General features: G+C 62.8%; 13 protein-coding genes. 9 read left to right on the top strand and 4 right to left on the bottom strand.

The annotated features are described in order from the left end of the window. Positions 1-70: 70 nt before the first annotated feature. On the bottom strand, positions 71-520 hold the full coding sequence (gene cadR / locus WBB95_RS00120) for a Cd(II)/Pb(II)-responsive transcriptional regulator (RefSeq protein ID WP_071485048.1): 450 nt from the start codon (positions 518-520) through the stop codon (positions 71-73). Positions 521-605: 85 nt separating this feature from the next. Between cadR and WBB95_RS00115 the strand changes: the two genes are divergently transcribed. From WBB95_RS00115 to WBB95_RS00085, 7 genes are all read left to right on the top strand, one after another. After that, positions 606-2882: a heavy metal translocating P-type ATPase gene (locus WBB95_RS00115; RefSeq protein ID WP_424485741.1), complete on the top strand. Its 2277-nt coding sequence runs from the start codon at positions 606-608 to the stop codon at positions 2880-2882. Positions 2883-2898: 16 nt separating this feature from the next. Continuing rightward, positions 2899-3762: a LysR family transcriptional regulator gene (locus tag WBB95_RS00110; RefSeq protein WP_424485740.1), complete on the top strand. Its 864-nt coding sequence runs from the start codon at positions 2899-2901 to the stop codon at positions 3760-3762. 246 nt (positions 3763-4008) lie between these two features. After that, the gene (locus WBB95_RS00105; protein ID WP_424485739.1) at positions 4009-5073 is read left to right on the top strand and encodes a putative 2-aminoethylphosphonate ABC transporter ATP-binding protein; all 1065 of its coding nucleotides are present in this window, start codon (positions 4009-4011) and stop codon (positions 5071-5073) included. 1 nt (position 5074) lies between these two features. Beyond that, complete coding sequence (locus WBB95_RS00100) at positions 5075-6787, top strand: putative 2-aminoethylphosphonate ABC transporter permease subunit (RefSeq protein WP_424485738.1); 1713 nt, start codon at positions 5075-5077, stop codon at positions 6785-6787. A 16-nt stretch (positions 6788-6803) separates the two neighbouring features. Next, positions 6804-7826, top strand: a complete 1023-nt coding sequence (locus tag WBB95_RS00095) for a putative 2-aminoethylphosphonate ABC transporter substrate-binding protein (protein ID WP_424485737.1) — start codon at positions 6804-6806, stop codon at positions 7824-7826. Between the two features lie 118 nt (positions 7827-7944). After that, positions 7945-9081, top strand: a complete 1137-nt coding sequence (locus WBB95_RS00090) for a TIGR03364 family FAD-dependent oxidoreductase (protein WP_424485736.1) — start codon at positions 7945-7947, stop codon at positions 9079-9081. Further along, positions 9078-9632 carry a phosphonate degradation HD-domain oxygenase gene (locus WBB95_RS00085; protein ID WP_424485735.1) on the top strand — a complete coding sequence of 185 codons (555 nt, stop codon included), beginning with the start codon at positions 9078-9080 and terminating at the stop codon, positions 9630-9632. Before WBB95_RS00090 ends, WBB95_RS00085 begins: the two co-directional genes overlap by 4 nt. On the opposite strand, the gene WBB95_RS00080 is transcribed toward WBB95_RS00085, so the two are convergent. Together WBB95_RS00080 and WBB95_RS00075 are read right to left on the bottom strand one after the other, a co-directional pair. Further along, on the bottom strand, positions 9629-10996 hold the full coding sequence (locus WBB95_RS00080; RefSeq protein ID WP_424485734.1) for a DUF3482 domain-containing protein: 1368 nt from the start codon (positions 10994-10996) through the stop codon (positions 9629-9631). The two genes, WBB95_RS00085 and WBB95_RS00080, sit on opposite strands and share 4 nt — an antisense overlap. Beyond that, positions 10989-12368, bottom strand: a complete 1380-nt coding sequence (locus WBB95_RS00075) for a DUF2868 domain-containing protein (protein ID WP_424485733.1) — start codon at positions 12366-12368, stop codon at positions 10989-10991. The genes WBB95_RS00080 and WBB95_RS00075 overlap by 8 nt, the downstream gene beginning before the upstream one ends. Positions 12369-12465: 97 nt before the next feature. Here WBB95_RS00075 and WBB95_RS00070 point away from each other — a divergent pair, with 97 nt between their 5' ends. Continuing rightward, entirely contained in the window at positions 12466-12978 is a 513-nt protein-coding gene (locus WBB95_RS00070; RefSeq protein WP_424485732.1) for a dihydrofolate reductase, read from the top strand. Positions 12979-13072: 94 nt separating this feature from the next. Here WBB95_RS00070 and WBB95_RS00065 read toward each other — a convergent pair whose 3' ends face one another. Further along, entirely contained in the window at positions 13073-14464 is a 1392-nt protein-coding gene (locus WBB95_RS00065; protein ID WP_424485731.1) for an L-cystine transporter, read from the bottom strand. A 241-nt stretch (positions 14465-14705) separates the two neighbouring features. On the opposite strand from WBB95_RS00065, the gene WBB95_RS00060 reads away from it, so the two are divergent. Further along, positions 14706-15764, top strand: a complete 1059-nt coding sequence (locus tag WBB95_RS00060; RefSeq protein ID WP_424485730.1) for a haloacid dehalogenase-like hydrolase — start codon at positions 14706-14708, stop codon at positions 15762-15764. Positions 15765-16104 lie beyond the last annotated feature (340 nt).

Genomic DNA, 16104 nt, shown 5'->3' with positions numbered 1-16104 from the left:
AACATTGACTGATCTACCGCATTCGCGAGCAAGCCCGCTCCCACATTTTTTGTCCTGTATTCACTCAGGATCAGTGCCCGTGGCTTCTGCCCACGTGCGAAGGCTCAGCCTCGCTCGCCGCCACACTCCCGCTGACTTCCAGCCGCTGCAAAATCCCGCATTGATCCAGATCCGGCCCGCCGCCACAGCGCTGGCGCAGATCAAGCAATTGTTCCTGCAAGGCCAACAGCCCGTCGATCCGCGCTTTCACATGGTGGATATGCTCGTCGATCAGCGCATTCACGCTTTCACACTGGTCCTGAGGGCTGTCGCGTAGCCCCAGCAGGCTGCGGATTTCTTCGAGGGTCATGTCCAGGCTGCGGCAGTTGCGGATAAAAATCAGCCGTTCGGTGTGCGCCTGGGTGTACACGCGGTAGTTGGCATCGGTGCGCGCCGGGGGCGGCAGCAGGCCTTCCTTCTCGTAATAACGGATGGTTTCCACCTGACAGTCGGTCAGTTTGGCCAATTCGCCGATCTTCATCGCAGCAATCTCCAAATGGGTGCTTGACCCTATAGTGGCTACAGGGTCTTTACTTGGCAACAGGCACCTTTACGGACGCGACCGAATGAGCGACTCCATCCACACCCCCAAAAAGCATGATCACAAGCACGATCATGACCACAGCCACGATCACGGCGCGAAACTGACGCCGGTCAAACCGCATGACCACGCAAGTCACGGTGGTTCCTGCTGCGCAAGCAAGGCCGCGCCTGCCGTGGTGACGCTGAGCGAAGCGCCGACCGCCGGCTCGCGCCTGAGCACCTTTCGCATCGAAGCCATGGACTGCCCCACCGAGCAGACGCTGATCCAGAACAAACTGGGCAAGCTGGCCGGCGTGCAGCAACTGGAATTCAACCTGATCAACCGCATCCTCGGCGTCACCCATGACCTGCCGAGCACCGCGCCGATCGTCGAAGCGATCAAATCCATCGGCATGCAAGCCGACCCCATCGAAGAAGGCACCCCGCCCGCTGCGCCCCCGGCCAAGAAACACTGGTGGCCGCTGGCGGTATCCGGCGTGGGTGCGTTGGGCGCTGAAGTGCTGCACTTCACCGGCGTAGCGCCGACTTGGGTGATTGCGCTGGTGGCGCTGGTGTCGATCCTCAGTGGCGGCCTCACCACCTACAAAAAGGGCTGGATTGCGCTTAAAAACCTCAACCTGAACATCAACGCGCTGATGAGCATCGCGGTGACCGGCGCGATCCTGATCGGCCAGTGGCCGGAAGCGGCGATGGTGATGTTCCTGTTCACTGTGGCCGAGTTGATTGAAGCCAAGTCCCTGGACCGCGCGCGCAATGCCATCAGCGGCTTGATGCAGATGACCCCGGAACAGGCCACGGTGCAGCAGGCTGACGGTACGTGGGCAGAACAAGAGGTTAAAAGTATTGAACTTGGCGCCATCGTGCGGGTAAAGCCCGGCGAGCGTATTGGCCTGGACGGTGAAGTCACCGCCGGTCAATCCACTATCGACCAGGCGCCGATCACCGGTGAAAGCCTGCCGATTGAAAAAACCGTGGGCGATAAAGTCTTCGCCGGCACCATCAATCAGGCCGGCTCCCTGGAATACAAGGTCACCGCAGCGGCCAACAACTCCACCCTGGCGCGCATCATTCACGCCGTGGAACAGGCTCAAGGTGCGCGCGCGCCAACCCAGCGGTTTGTCGACAGCTTCGCCAAGGTATACACGCCGGCGGTGTTCCTGTTCGCCCTCGGTGTGGCGCTGATTCCCCCGCTGTTCATGGCCGGCGCCTGGTTCGACTGGATCTACCGCGCGCTGGTGCTGTTGGTGGTCGCATGCCCGTGTGCCTTGGTAATTTCCACCCCGGTGACCATCGTCAGCGGCCTCGCGGCAGCGGCGCGCAAAGGCATCCTGATCAAGGGCGGCGTGTACCTGGAGGGCGGTTACAAGCTCGACTACCTGGCCCTCGACAAGACCGGCACCATCACCCACGGCAAACCGGTGCAAACCGACTACCTGGCGCTGTTCCCCAACGTCGAAGACAGCGCACCGGCGCTGGCCGCCAGCCTGGCCGGGCGGTCGGATCACCCGGTGTCGCTGGCCATCGCCAATGCGGCTGTGGATAAAAACCTGCCAAGCCACGTTGTGGATAACTTCGAGGCCCTGGCCGGTCGCGGTGTGCGCGGCGATATCAATGGCGAAACCTACCACCTGGGCAACCACCGCTTGGTGGAAGACCTCGGCCTGTGCTCGCCTGAGCTGGAAGAAAAACTCTTCGCCCTGGAAAAACAAGGCAAGTCCGTGGTGCTGTTGCTCGACAAGTCCGGCCCGCTGGCGCTGTTTGCCGTGGCTGACACGGTCAAGGACAGCAGCCGCGAAGCCATCCAGCAACTGCATGACCTGGGCATCAAAACCCTGATGCTCACCGGCGACAACACCCACACCGCCCAGGCGATTGCAGCCCAGGTCGGCATCGACCAGGCACAGGGCGACCTGTTGCCCACCGACAAACTGCAAGCCATCGAAGCCCTCTACGGCCAAGGCCGCCGCGTGGGCATGGTCGGCGACGGCATCAACGACGCCCCGGCCCTGGCCCGCGCCGAGATCGGTTTTGCCATGGCCGCCGCCGGCACCGACACCGCCATTGAGACTGCCGACGTGGCGCTGATGGACGATGATTTGCGCAAGATTCCGGCTTTCATTCGGTTGTCGCGACAAACGTCGAGTATCCTCAAGCAGAACATCGCCCTGGCGCTGGTGATCAAGGCGATCTTCCTCGCGGTAACGTTCCTGGGCATGGCCACCATGTGGATGGCGGTGTTCGCGGACATGGGCGTGAGCCTGCTGGTGGTGTTCAACGGCCTGCGGTTGTTGCGTAAATAGTCGATGTGAGGGTGGTGTGCTGAGTGCCGAGTTAAAAGCGTTTTTCATGGTCGCCCGCCTGGGCAGCATCACTCAGGCGGCGAAAAAACTCGGCCTGAGCCAACCCACCGTCACCACTCAGATTCGCAACCTGGAAAGCCAATACGGGGTTGAGCTGTTCTACCGCGGTGGTCGTAGGCTCACCGTCAGCGACGATGGCGCGCGCCTGCTGCCGATGGTCAAGACGTTGTTGCAGCAAGAAGCCGACATCGAGTTTTTCCTGCGCAATACCGGCCAGGTGCAAGGCACATTGCGCATTGCCGCAACGGCGCCGTATTACATCCTCGACTTGGTCAAAGCCTTTCGCGAACGCCTGCCGCACGTGGAGGTGTCGGTGGAAATCGGCAACTCCCAGCAGGTGCTCGAAGCGTTGGATGACTACCGCGTCGATGTCGCCGCTTCCTCGCAATTGCTCGAAGACCCGCGCCTGATTCGCCGCGTGCTGGGCACCGACCCATTGGTGCTGGCGGTGCACCGCAACCATCCGTTGGCCAAGCTCGATCACGTGCCGTTGACCGCGCTCGCCGGGCACACACTGTTGATGCGCGAAGCGGGTTCCACTACGCGGCGGCTGACCGAGGACCTGTTGCAGAGCGCCGGAGTGAGTTACGGCCCGTTGCTGGAAATCGGCAGCCGCGAGTCGATCCGCGAAGCGGTGCTGCGCAATATCGGCATCAGCATCATTGCGCGCCAGGAAGTGCCGCATGACCCGCAATTGCGGGTGCTGACCATCGAGAATGCGCCGCAGATCCCGGAGTATTTGTACTGCCTCAAGGAAAGAAAAGGCGCGCGGTTGCCGGCGGCGTTTCTCGGGCTGGCGCAGGAAATGTCTCCCCTCTGAGATTTTGTGGTGGCCCTGAGGGCCATTCGCGAGCAAGCCCGCTCCCACAGTTGACCGAGTTCCAACATGAGAAAGTGATCAACTGTGGGAGCGGGCTTGCTCGCGAAAGCGGTAGGCCAGTCACCGCATCCCGAACAGTCCTACACAAATCCACCAATACCACTATCACTGCCTTTTGCCTTCCTGCCACAACCGCGACGCATTGCCCACCTAGCATGGCCTTCATTCGTTTGATGAGGTGCCTTCATGAACACAGCCCTGACCCAACCCGGCGCGCCCATGACGGTGCGCGGTATCCAGAAACGCTTCGGCGCCTTCACGGCGCTGGACAACGTGTCCCTGGACGTCGCCGCCGGCGAACTGGTGTGCCTGCTGGGTCCATCCGGCTGCGGCAAGACCACGCTGCTGCGCTGCATTGCCGGCCTTGAACGCCAGGACAGCGGTGAGCTGCGCCTGGGCAACCGTGACGTCTCCCTGCTGCCACCCCAGGCGCGGGACTACGGCATTCTGTTTCAGTCCTACGCGCTGTTCCCCAACCTGACGGTTGAAGCGAACATCGGCTACGGCCTTACCGGCAGTGGCCGCGATGAAGCGCGCCAGCGCGTCGGGCAGATGCTCGAACTGGTGGGCCTGGTCGGCAGCGAAAAGAAATACCCCGGCCAGCTCTCCGGCGGCCAACAACAACGTGTGGCGCTGGCCCGCGCCCTGGCACCGGCGCCGTCCTTGTTGCTGCTCGACGAACCGATGTCGGCCCTCGACGCCCGCGTTCGCGAACACCTGTGCACCGAGCTGCGCCAACTGCAACGCCGCCTGGGCATCACCACGCTAATGGTCACGCACAACCAGGACGAGGCCATGCTGATGGCCGACCGCATTGCCGTGATGAACAACGGCAAGGTCGAGCAGTACGCCACGCCGCAGGAAATCTACGACCGCCCGGCCACGCCGTTTGTGGCGGAGTTTGTCGGCCAGGGTAACTGGCTGCCGTTCAGCCGTAACAGCGCCAGCCACGCGCAGGTTGGCGGGATGAACATGCGCCTGGCCGACAATGCGGGCGTGGCCAAGTCCGGCCGTTTGTTCTGCCGCCCGGAAGCCATCAGCGTCAACCCGCCGGTGCATGAAGAGAACCTGTTCCCGGCCAAAGTTCGCGAGGTTACCTTTCTGGGCAACCGCTGCCGCATGAGCTTTGAGCTGGAGCAATTGCCCGGCCATCCATTGCTCGCCGAACTGGCCCCGGAGGCCATGCCGCGTCTGGGCGCCCAGCACATCTGGGTGGCCTTGCCGCCGCGCAGCCTGCAGGTGTTTGCCTGAGATGGCCGTTGAAATGACCCTGCCGATGCCGCGCGAGGTTTCGCGTGCCGAAACGGCCGACCGTCTTTTTGTGGTCGGCGGCAAACTGCTGTGGCTGATGCTCCTGGGCATCGCCGTACTGATGCCGCTGCTGGCGATCTTCTGGCGTGGCTTGAGCAGTGAAGCCGGGCAGGGCGGCGGCCTTGTTGCCGCGCGGGAACTGGTGACCAGCGACAACTTCCATTGGCTGCTGGGCAATAGCCTGAAAGTTTCCCTCAGCGTGGCGGCCATCGTCGTACCGCTGGCCTACCTGTTTGCCTACGCACTGCAGCGCACGTTGATTCCTGGCAAACCCATCTGGCGCGGCCTGTCGCTGCTGCCGTTGATGGCGCCGTCAATGCTGCCGGGCATTGCGCTGGTGTACCTGTTCGGCAACCAAGGCCTGTTGCGCGGGTTGCTCTCGGAGAATATCTACGGCTTCTGGGGCATTGTTCTGGGCGAGGTGATCTACACCTTCCCACACGCTTTGATGATCTTGCTGTCGGCGCTGTCGCTGGCGGATGCGCGACTGTTCGACGCGGCCTCCAGCATGGGCGCGAGCCCTGCCCGGGCGTTTCGCAGCATCACCTGGCCGGCCACGCGTCAGGCGGTGTTTGCGGCGTTTTGCCTGGTGTTCACCCTGACCATCACCGACTTCGGCGTGCCCGTGGTGGTGGGCGGTGATTACCAGGTGTTGGCGCTGGAGGCGTACAAGGCCGTGGTCGGCCAGCAACAGTTCGGTCGCGGCGCGTTGATCGGCATGGTGTTGCTGCTGCCGGCGCTGTTCAGTTTCGGGGTTGATGCCTGGTTGCGCCGTCGTCATGGCGACTCCATGAGTGGCCGTGCCCAAGTCTTCCACCCTGCGCCATCACGGCTGCGCGATGGTTGCTACCTGGCCATCGTGGTGCTGATCTGCGTGGCATTGCTGCTGGTGTTCGGCATGGCGGTGTATTCCTCGCTGGTGAAATTCTGGCCCTACAACTTGTCGCTGTCCCTCAGCCATTACCAGTTTGAAGACACCGCGGGCGGTGGCTGGCTGGCCTACCGCAACAGCCTGACCATGGCCCTGTGCACCGCGTTGATCGGCAGCGGGCTGATCTTCACCGGCGCCTACCTGATGGAAAAAACCAAGGGCCAAAAAGGCCTGAACCTGGCGCTGCGCATGCTCAGCTTTGTGCCGATGGCCGTGCCGGGGTTGGTGCTGGGCCTGGGCTACGTGTTCTTTTTCAATCTCAACGGCAACCCGCTGCATGTGTTCTACGGGACCATGACCCTGCTGGTGGTGTGCACCATTGCGCACTATTTGACCACTGCACAGATGACCGCCACCACTGCGTTGCGTCAACTGGACGTCGAGTTTGAGGCCGCCGCGCTGTCCCTCAAGGCGCCGCTGTACCGCCACTATTTGCGCGTCACCGTGCCGATCTGCCTGCCGGCGCTGCTGGACATCCTGCGCTACCTGTTTGTCTCGGCGATGACCACCGTGTCGGCCGCCATCTTCCTCTACAGCCCCGACACCCTCCTCGCTGCCGTCGCTGTCTTGAACATGGACGACGCCGGCAATGTGGGCGGCGCGGCGGCCATGTCGACCCTGATCCTGTTCACCTCCGGCGGCGTCTCACTGCTGCTGGCGTGGGCCTCACGTGGCGCGTTGCGCCGCTCCCAAGCCTGGCGCCAGACCGCGCCCGGCCAATAACTGTAGGAGGTGTTCCATGTTCAAGCCCCTGGCGCTGGTCGCTGCGGTACTCACGGCATTCAGCCTGAATGCCTTCGCCAAGACCGAACTGGTCGTGTACACGGCCCTCGAAGCCGAGCAGTTGAAGACCTATAAGCAGGCGTTCGAAAAAGCCAACCCGGACGTCGAGATCAAGTGGGTACGCGACTCCACCGGCATCATCACCGCCAAGCTGCTCGCCGAGAAAGATCGCCCGCAGGCCGACGTGGTCTGGGGCCTGGCCGCGTCAAGCCTGGCGATTCTCGACCAGCAGGGCATGCTGGATAACTACGCGCCCAAGGACCTCGACAAGATCGGCAAAAACTACCGCGACGCCGCCAACCCGCCGGCCTGGGTCGGCATGGATGTGTGGGCGGCGACCATCTGCTTCAACACCGTCGAGGCCGAGAAACAGGGCCTGACCAAACCCGTGAGCTGGCAAGACCTGACCAAGCCTGAGTACAAGGGCAAGATTGTGATGCCCAACCCGGCCTCGTCCGGCACCGGCTTCCTGGACGTGAGCGCCTGGTTGCAGACCTTCGGCGAGAAACAAGGCTGGCAGTACATGGACGACCTGCACCAGAACATCGGCCAGTACGTTCACTCCGGTTCCAAGCCGTGCAAGCTGGCCGCTTCGGGTGAGTTCCCGATTGGTATTTCCTTTGAATACCCGGCCGTTCAACTCAAGCGCCAGGGCGCACCGCTGGACATCATCCTGCCGAAAGAAGGCCTGGGTTGGGACATCGAAGCGACGGCCGTGATCAAGGGCACTGCCCATGCCGATGCAGCGAAAAAGCTGGCTGACTTCTCTGCAAGCCCCGCGGCGATGGAACTGTACAAAGAAAACTTTGCCGTCCTCGCTCAGCCGGGTATCGCCAAGCCGCAGACCGAATTGCCGGCTGACTACGAGCAACGGCTGATCAAGAACGACTTTGCCTGGGCGTCGAAGCACCGCGACAGCATCCTGACCGAGTGGCGCAAGCGCTATGACGGTAAGTCGGAGAAGGTGGCCGGTCAGTAAGGTTTTTCGTTAGGGCTGATGGCCTCATCGCAGGCAAGCCAGCGCCCACCTTGGAATGCGTTCCCCTGTGGGAGCTGGCTTGCCTGCGATAGCGGTCTCGAATTCAGGACATCACTACATGACACAACAAAACGACCTGCTGATTGTGGGCGCCGGCATTCTCGGCTTGTCCCACGCCTACGCGGCCGCCAAACGCGGCCTCAAGGTCAAGGTGTTCGAGCGCAGCGCCACGCCGTTGGGCGCCTCGGTGCGCAACTTCGGCCAGGCATTGGTCACTGGCCAACCGCCCGGACCGATGCTCGACCTGGCACGGGAAAGCCGCGACATCTGGGGCCACTGGGCGCACGTCGCCGGCCTGCAACTCAAGCGCAATGGCTCGTACCTGTTTGCCCGCACCGAGGCTGAAGAGCACCTGCTGGAAGCTTTCTGCGCCGGCCGCGCCCAAGAGCACGGCTACAACGTCGAGTTGCTGCAAGGCGCGGCAATGAAGGATCTGTACGGCGGCCAGTTCCGCCATCACCGCGCCGCGCTGCATGGCAAGGACGATCAGCAGCTGTATTCACGCGAAGCAATCCCGGCGTTGATCAACTACCTCAGGCAGGCGCTCAAGGTGGAATTTCATTTCTCCACCCTGGTGCGCGACGTTGAACCCGGCCAAGTGCACACCACGGCGGGCAGCTTTCGCGGCGAGCAAGTCATTGTCTGCTCCGGCCACGACTACCAGACCTTGCTGGCAGAATCGATCGCCGAGCTCAACCCGCAAATCTGCCGCCTGCAAATGCTGCGCGCCCGGCCTGCGGCTAACCTGAACCTGCAACACGCCTTGCTCACGGGCCTGAGTTGCGTGCACTACGGCGCCTTCGCGGACCTTCCCGAGGCCGCGCCGTTGCAGGCGCAGATCCTGCGAGACTCACCGCACCTGCATGAACACGGGATTCATCTGCTGATCAGCCCGACGCCCTATGGCGAGCTGATCATCGGCGACTCCCATGATTACGGCAGCGATGCATCGCCCTTCAATGCCGAGCAGGTGGATGACTGGATGATCGAACTGGCCGAGCAGACCTTAAGTTGCAAGATTCAGGTGGTGGAGCGCTGGCAGGGCGTCTACGGCTCACGTGGGCCGAGGCCGTTTTCGTTCCTGCGCGCGGCGCCGGGGGTAAGTGCGGCGTTGATGCACACCGGTGTGGGTATGAGCGTGGGGCCGGCGATGGCCGAGCGGAATATCACTGCATTGTGGGGAGAGGCGCGATGAACCCGGAACAGACAATTGCCGACGTGTTTGGCTTGTACGAGCAGCACGGTACGGCGGATTACATCGGTGAGCCGGTGTCGCAGATCGAGCACATGTCCCAAGCCGCGCAATTGGCCATGGCTGAAGGTTTCGATGATGAGGTGGTACTGGCGGCGTTTTTCCACGATATCGGGCATATCTGCGGCCAGGGCGGCGAGAACATGGGTGGGTATGGCGTGGTCAGCCATGAATGCCTGGGCGCGGATTACCTGCGCCGCGCGGGCTTCAGCGAGCGCATGGCCAAACTGGTGGAATATCACGTGCAGGCCAAGCGCTACCTGACCTTCAGCCAACCGGACTATTACGCCCGCCTGAGCGAAGCCAGCCGCCGGACGCTGGGCTATCAGGGCGGCGTAATGACCGCCGAAGAAGCGCAGGCCTTTGAGCAGGACCCGCTTTGCCAGGTCAGCCTGCGCATGCGCCACTGGGACGAGCAGGCCAAGGAAATGCACGTGCCGGTGCTTGACCTTGAGGTGCTCAAGGCCAAGGCCCGGCAATTGCTCGCGGCTTAGGTGTCGTCGAGGCGCTGGGCCAGGGCCTCGACCTGTTCCTGGCGCTCGGCCTGGCTCAACCTGGCGTGGGGGTTCAGGGACGACCATTGCGGATGGGCGCGGGCTTTGTGCAGGGCGTCTGGCAGTTTGCCTTCGCGCCAGGTTTTGTCCTGGGGCGTGTCGACCTTGATGCTGTGCATCGCCGCGTGGCCGCGCAGGTTCAATGCTTTGAGCAACTGGCGTTGGCGCAGGGCCAGCAGGCGCAGCACGCTGTCGTCGACGGTCAGTTCGCGTTGGCCCTTGATTTTGCCCAGCAAGCGGCTGCCATAGCTGCGCGCCGTTTGCAGCGCGCCGCCGGCAATCGCACCGGCAATCGCGGCAGCCCCCAGCGTCAAGCCACCGACCAGCAAGTCCACACCGGCCCCGGCGGCGGCGCCTGCGGCGATGCCACCGCCGACGCGCACGCCGAGTTGCTTGAGGGTTTCCGGGTTGAACAGGTCATCGCCCCAGCGCCCGTCCAGCAACGGCAAGTCACTGGCGGCGGCGTCCTGGGGGCGAAAGCCAAACAATTTGAGCAAGGCTTCCACGCATTTTTGTTCGCGCTGGCGCACGGCTTTGCGCAAGTCGCTGATGGCTTGCGGCTCATCTTCGGTGAGCACGCTGCGCCGGCACGCCGCGCATTCAATCAACAGCTCGGCGATCAGGCGCGCGGCGCTTTGCTGGCGGGCCTGGCGTTGGGCTTGCTGGTCGAGAATCAACCGCTCCAACTGCGGCCGCGAGGTTTCCAGCAGCAGGGCGAGGCTTTCATACAGCCGTCGCTCGCCGTCTTCCGGCGGCGCCACGCTGTCGAAACGCACCAGTGCATGCAGGCCCAGGCGGGCCAGGGCTTCGCGCCAATCCGGTTCGCGGTGGTCGCTGCTGCTGACAAAGTTGAGCACCGGCAGCAACGGCTTGCCGCAACTGGCCAGCACTTGCAGCTCGTCGCGGTATTTGGCCAGCACCGGCTCGCGGGCGTCGATCACATACAACCCGGCGTCGGAGGCCAGCAACTGGCGCAGCACCTTGGCTTCCTGCTCAAAACGCTGGCGCGCTTCGCTGCCTTCCAGAAACCTCGCCAGCCGCGCCGGGCCATCGAGGCGTTCGCCGGGGCGGTCCAGCCGCTCCAGGTAATCGAGCAGGGCGATGGCATCCTCCAGGCCGGGCGTGTCGTACAGCTCCAGCAAGGCTTCGCCATCCACGGATAACCGCGCACCTTCGACGTGCCGAGTGGTACTGGGGCGATGGGAGACTTCACCGAAGCCGACATCACGGGTCAACGTGCGCAGCAGCGAGGTCTTGCCGACATTGGTGTGGCCGACCACGGCGAGTTTCAGCGGTTTAGTCATGACCGGTCTCCAGCCACGTGAGCGGCGCGCAGTCGGCGAAGGGCAATTCCAGCTGTTGCAGCGCGGTATGCCAATCGCCCAGGCGATCGGCATCCAGGGCTTGGCCGGGCGGCGCTTGCAGCAGCCAGACGCGGGTGGCGGCGGCGCTGCGCGCGAGCTCGGCGATCAGCGCCAGGCTGCCACGGTCGGGCGAACGGCGTGGGTCGCAGGCGATGACCAGGCGCGCGGGCGGGAAGCGTGTGAGTTGTTCCAGCAGTTTGTGGCGTGATTCGCGGCTGTCGAGGACGCCGGCATTTTTGATGCTGGCCGGCAGTTTGGGCGGCCACGGATGTTGATCGTCCAGCTCAATGGCCACCAGCAGCGCGCCGTCGCTTTCCAGCTCGCTGACGCCGCCGGTGACGTGGTGCAACTGTTCAGGCGCGGCGTCGTTGACCCCAAGGCGTTCGCTGCTTGGCATCAGGCGTTCGCGCAACGGGCTGTAGCCGGGCAGGTTGAGGTCCAGGCGCAGCGTGGCGCGCCCGCGTTTCCAGCGCCACAGGCACAGCAGGGCAAGGATCAATCGAGGTAACAGGCCGTAGACCAGCAACACACCGACCAGCCATGCAGCCCAGGCTTGGCGGGCGCTTTCGATATTCAGGGCGGAATCGCCGCTGGCGCGGATCATCTCGACGGTCGGCACGTTGAAGCCCAACAACGCAGGCAGGCTGCCGAGGGCTTGGGTGACGGCGACAAACGTGTCGGCACCGAGAATGGTGGTTTCCCACACAAAACCGTAGCGACGGGTAGCCAGGAGTGTCAGCAAAATCACCATCGCGCTGAGCAAGGCCAGCAGCCACAGGCTGTTGACCAGCACGCCCACGGCCCAGCGGTTGAGCTTCTGGCGCTGCAACAGCAGTAACAGCGCCGGTGCCAGCTGTGCGGCCTTGGCGTCACGGGCGAGTTTTTCGCTAAGCCACAACCACAGTCGCCCAAGGCTGGCGCTGTGTTCCCCGGCAAAGAGCAGGCCCAAGGCCCAACTGACGAGCAGGATCAGGTTCAACCCGAGCAGGCTGCCCAGGGCCCAGAACACATTCACCGGGGTCAGGCCGTTGCCCAGCGCGGCAAAGGCCAGCCCGGCGCCACTGATCACGGCGAGTACCGCGAGCAGCACCAGCGCCAGCCGCGCGCCTTGCAGCCAGCGGCCGAGGGCGGCGGTCAGGCCATCGCGCTCGGCCAGGTGCAGGGCGCGCTGTTGAATACGCGTCGGCAGGTCGCCACCGGCCGTGCGGGCCAGGCGGTTGGCCTCCAGGTCTTCCAGGGGCCCGGCGTGTTCTTCACGCAGGCGCACGGTTTCCGTCAGCCAGAGTTTGTGCAGGGGAGTCAGTGCTGTCACGCGCCGTCCTGTTGAGCAAGTGAGTTTGGAGCATAACCGCTCTGCGGCTGTTTAGTGCACGCTGCGCGTGGCTGGGGGCTCTGGTATTCTCGTCGCCATGAAAAAAACTCTCCCTTTAAGCCTAATCGCAGCCCTCGGTGAAAACCGTGTGATCGGCGTCGACAACAGCATGCCCTGGCATTTGCCGGGGGATTTCAAATACTTCAAGGCCACCACACTCGGCAAGCCGATCATCATGGGGCGCAAGACCTGGGATTCTCTGGGTCGACCGTTGCCGGGGCGCCTGAACATTGTGGTCAGCCGTCAGACCGGCTTGGCGCTGGAAGGTGCGGAAGTTTTTCCATCACTGGAAGCGGCGGTTGAGCGGGCTGAGGACTGGGCGCTGGAGCAAGGCGTGGATGAGCTGATGCTGATCGGCGGCGCACAGTTGTATGCGCAGGGGCTTGAGCAGGCGGATCGCCTGTATCTGACGCGGGTAGCATTGAGCCCGGAAGGGGATGCGTGGTTTCCCGAGTTTGATTTGAACCAGTGGAAGCGGGTGTCGAATGCCGAGAATGCGGCTGAGGGTGACAAGCCGGCGTACAACTTTGAGGTTTGGGAAAAAGCCTAAGAGCATCGCAGGCAAGCCAGCTCCCACAGGTGATCGAGTATTACTGAAAAAAACGGTTCAATGTGGGAGCTGGCTTGCCTGCGATAGCGGTCTGTCAGGCCTGCGCCAGTTCCGCATGCTCATCGGCATTCAACAGCTCTTTATCCGTCTGCCCCATGATCTGGCTGGTAATCGCGCCAGCCGTCATCGAGCCGTTCACGTTCAGCGCCGTGCGGCCCATGTCGATCAGCGGCTCCACGGAAATCAGCAGCGCCACCAGTGACACCGGCAAGCCCATGGCTGGCAGCACGATCAGTGCGGCAAAGGTTGCACCGCCACCCACACCGGCCACGCCGGCCGAACTCAAGGTCACAATCGCCACCAGGGTCGCGATCCACAGCGGGTCCAGCGGGTTGATGCCCACCGTTGGCGCCACCATCACGGCCAACATGGCCGGGTAGAGACCGGCGCAACCGTTCTGGCCGATGGTCGCGCCGAACGAGGCGGCGAAACCGGCGATGGATTGCGGGATGCCCAGACGGCGGGTCTGCGCTTCGATGCTCAGCGGAATGGCCGCGGCGCTGGAGCGGCTGGTGAAGGCGAAGGTCAGCACCGGCCATACCTTGCGGAAGAAGCGCAGCGGGTTGATCCCGGCCAGCGACAGCAACAGGCCGTGCACCACAAACATCAGGCCCAGCGCCAGGTACGACACCACCACGAAACTGCCGAGCTTGATGATGTCTTGCAGGTTGGAACCGGCGACCACTTTGGTCATCAGCGCCAACACGCCGTACGGCGTCAGCTTCATCACCAGGCGCACCAGGCGCATCACCCAGGCTTGCAGGGTGTCGATGGCGTTCAGCACTTTCTGGCCTTTTTCCACGTCGTCCTTGAGCAGTTGCAGCGCGGCAACCCCCAGGAAGGCGGCGAAAATCACCACGCTGATGATCGACGTCGGCTTGGCGCGGGCCAGGTCGGCGAACGGGTTCGCCGGCACGAACGACAGCAGCAACTGCGGGATATTCAGGTCGGCGACCTTGCCTGCGTAATCACTCTGGATAATCTGCAGGCGCGCCATTTCCTGGGTGCCGGCCACCAAACCTTCGGCGGTGAGGCCGAACAGGTTGGTCAGGCCGATGCCGATCAGCGCCGCAATCGCGGTGGTGAACAGCAGCGTACCGATGGTCAGGAAGCTGATCTTGCCCAGGGACGAGGCGTTATGCAGGCGCGCCACGGCACTGAGGATCGAAGCGAATACCAGCGGGATCACGATCATTTGCAGCAACTGCACGTAACCGTTGCCGACCAGGTCGAACCAGCCGATGGAGGCTTTGAGCACCGGGTTGCCGTCGCCGTAAATCGTATGCAGCACCGTACCAAACACCACGCCCAGGACGAGGGCGAATAAAACCTTCTTAGCGAGGCTCCAGTTTGTGCGGCGAGTTTGTGCCAGGCCCAGCAACAGGGCCACGAACACCAGTAAGTTGAGAATCAGGGGCAGATTCATTGAAGCTCCGTTGAGAAGGCAGCCAATCGCGTGAGCCTGCGATTGCGAACCGGGAAGCCTAACAGCTTGAAATATATTGATTTAATACCGATATGGAATGGTGACTGTCGTTTTTGGAATAAGCTTTTGGCGCTCAGGCACATGGCGTTGACGCGATCACGACGCAAGCGGTCGCGCTCGGGTGATAACTGTCATGCGAATTTGTTAGCGTCGATGTCTTTCACTCAGGGAGAAACTGCTTATGAAGCTCGCGCCAAAATTACTTGCCGCCGCCTTCTGCCTCGGCCTCGTCAGCCAGGCATTTGCCGCCACCGAGTTGAAGCACTGGCCGGCACCCGCCGCCGAGCAACTGAACAAGATGATCGCGGCGAACGCCAACAAGGGTAACTTCGCGGTGTTCGACATGGACAACACCAGCTACCGCTACGACCTTGAAGAGTCCTTGCTGCCGTACCTGGAAAACAAAGGCCTGATCACCCGCGACACCATGGACCCGTCCCTGAAGCTGATCCCGTTCAAGGACACCGCCGACCACAAGGAAAGCCTGTTCAGCTACTACTACCGCCTGTGTGAAGTCGACGACATGGTCTGCTACCCGTGGGTGGCGCAGATTTTCTCCGGTTTCACCCTCAAGGAACTCAAAGGCTACGTCGACGAGATGATGGCGTCCGGCAAGCCGGTTCCGGTCACCTATTACGAAGGTGATGTGGTCAAGAACATGGACGTGCAACCGCCGAAGGTCTTCACCGGCCAGGCTGAGCTGTTCAACAAGCTGATGGAAAACGGCATCGAGGTGTACGTGATGACCGCCGCGTCCGAGGAGTTGGTGCGCATGGTCGCTGCCGATCCGAAGTACGGCTACAACGTCAAACCCGAGAACGTCATCGGCGTGAGCACCTTGCTCAAGGACCGCAAGACTGGCGAGCTGACCACCGCGCGCAAACAGATCGCCGCCGGCAAATATGACGAGAAGGCCAACCTCGGCCTGGAACTGACCCCCTACCTGTGGACCCCGGCGACCTGGATGGCCGGCAAGCACGCGGCGATCCTCACCTACATCGACGAATGGAAAAAGCCGGTGATTGTCGGCGGCGACACACCGACCAGCGACGGCTACATGCTGTTCCACGATGTGGACGTGGCCAAGGGCGGCATTCACCTGTGGATCAACCGTAAAGACAAATACATGACCCAGCTCAACGGCATGATGGCCAAGCACGCGGCTGCTCAGGCCAAGGAAGGCTTGCCGGTGACGGCGGACAAAAATTGGGTGATCGTGAAACCTGACGAGATTCAGTAACACCGAGTCGCCTGCTTCGCGAGCAAGCCCGCTCCCACATTCGACCGCATGCTCATGGTGGAGCGCGGTCAAGTGTGGGAGCGGGCTTGCTCGCGAAAGCGGTATGCCAGGCCATACATGAGTCGGCTGGCCCACCGCCATCGCAGGCAAGCCCGCTCCCACATCCGACCGCATGCTCCTGGTGGGGCGCGCTCAAGTGTGGGAGCGGGCTTGCTCGCGAAAGCGGCGTGTCAGGCCACACATGAGTCGGCTGGCCCACCGCCATCGCAGGCAAGCCAGCTCCCACATTCGACCGCAGGCTCATGTTGAAACTCGGTCAAGTGTGGGAGCGGGCTTGCTC

This window comes from Pseudomonas sp. (genome assembly GCF_049645325.1).
GTDB lineage: Bacteria > Pseudomonadota > Gammaproteobacteria > Pseudomonadales > Pseudomonadaceae > Aquipseudomonas.
This window is presented reverse-complemented; position numbering and strand designations above follow the sequence as displayed.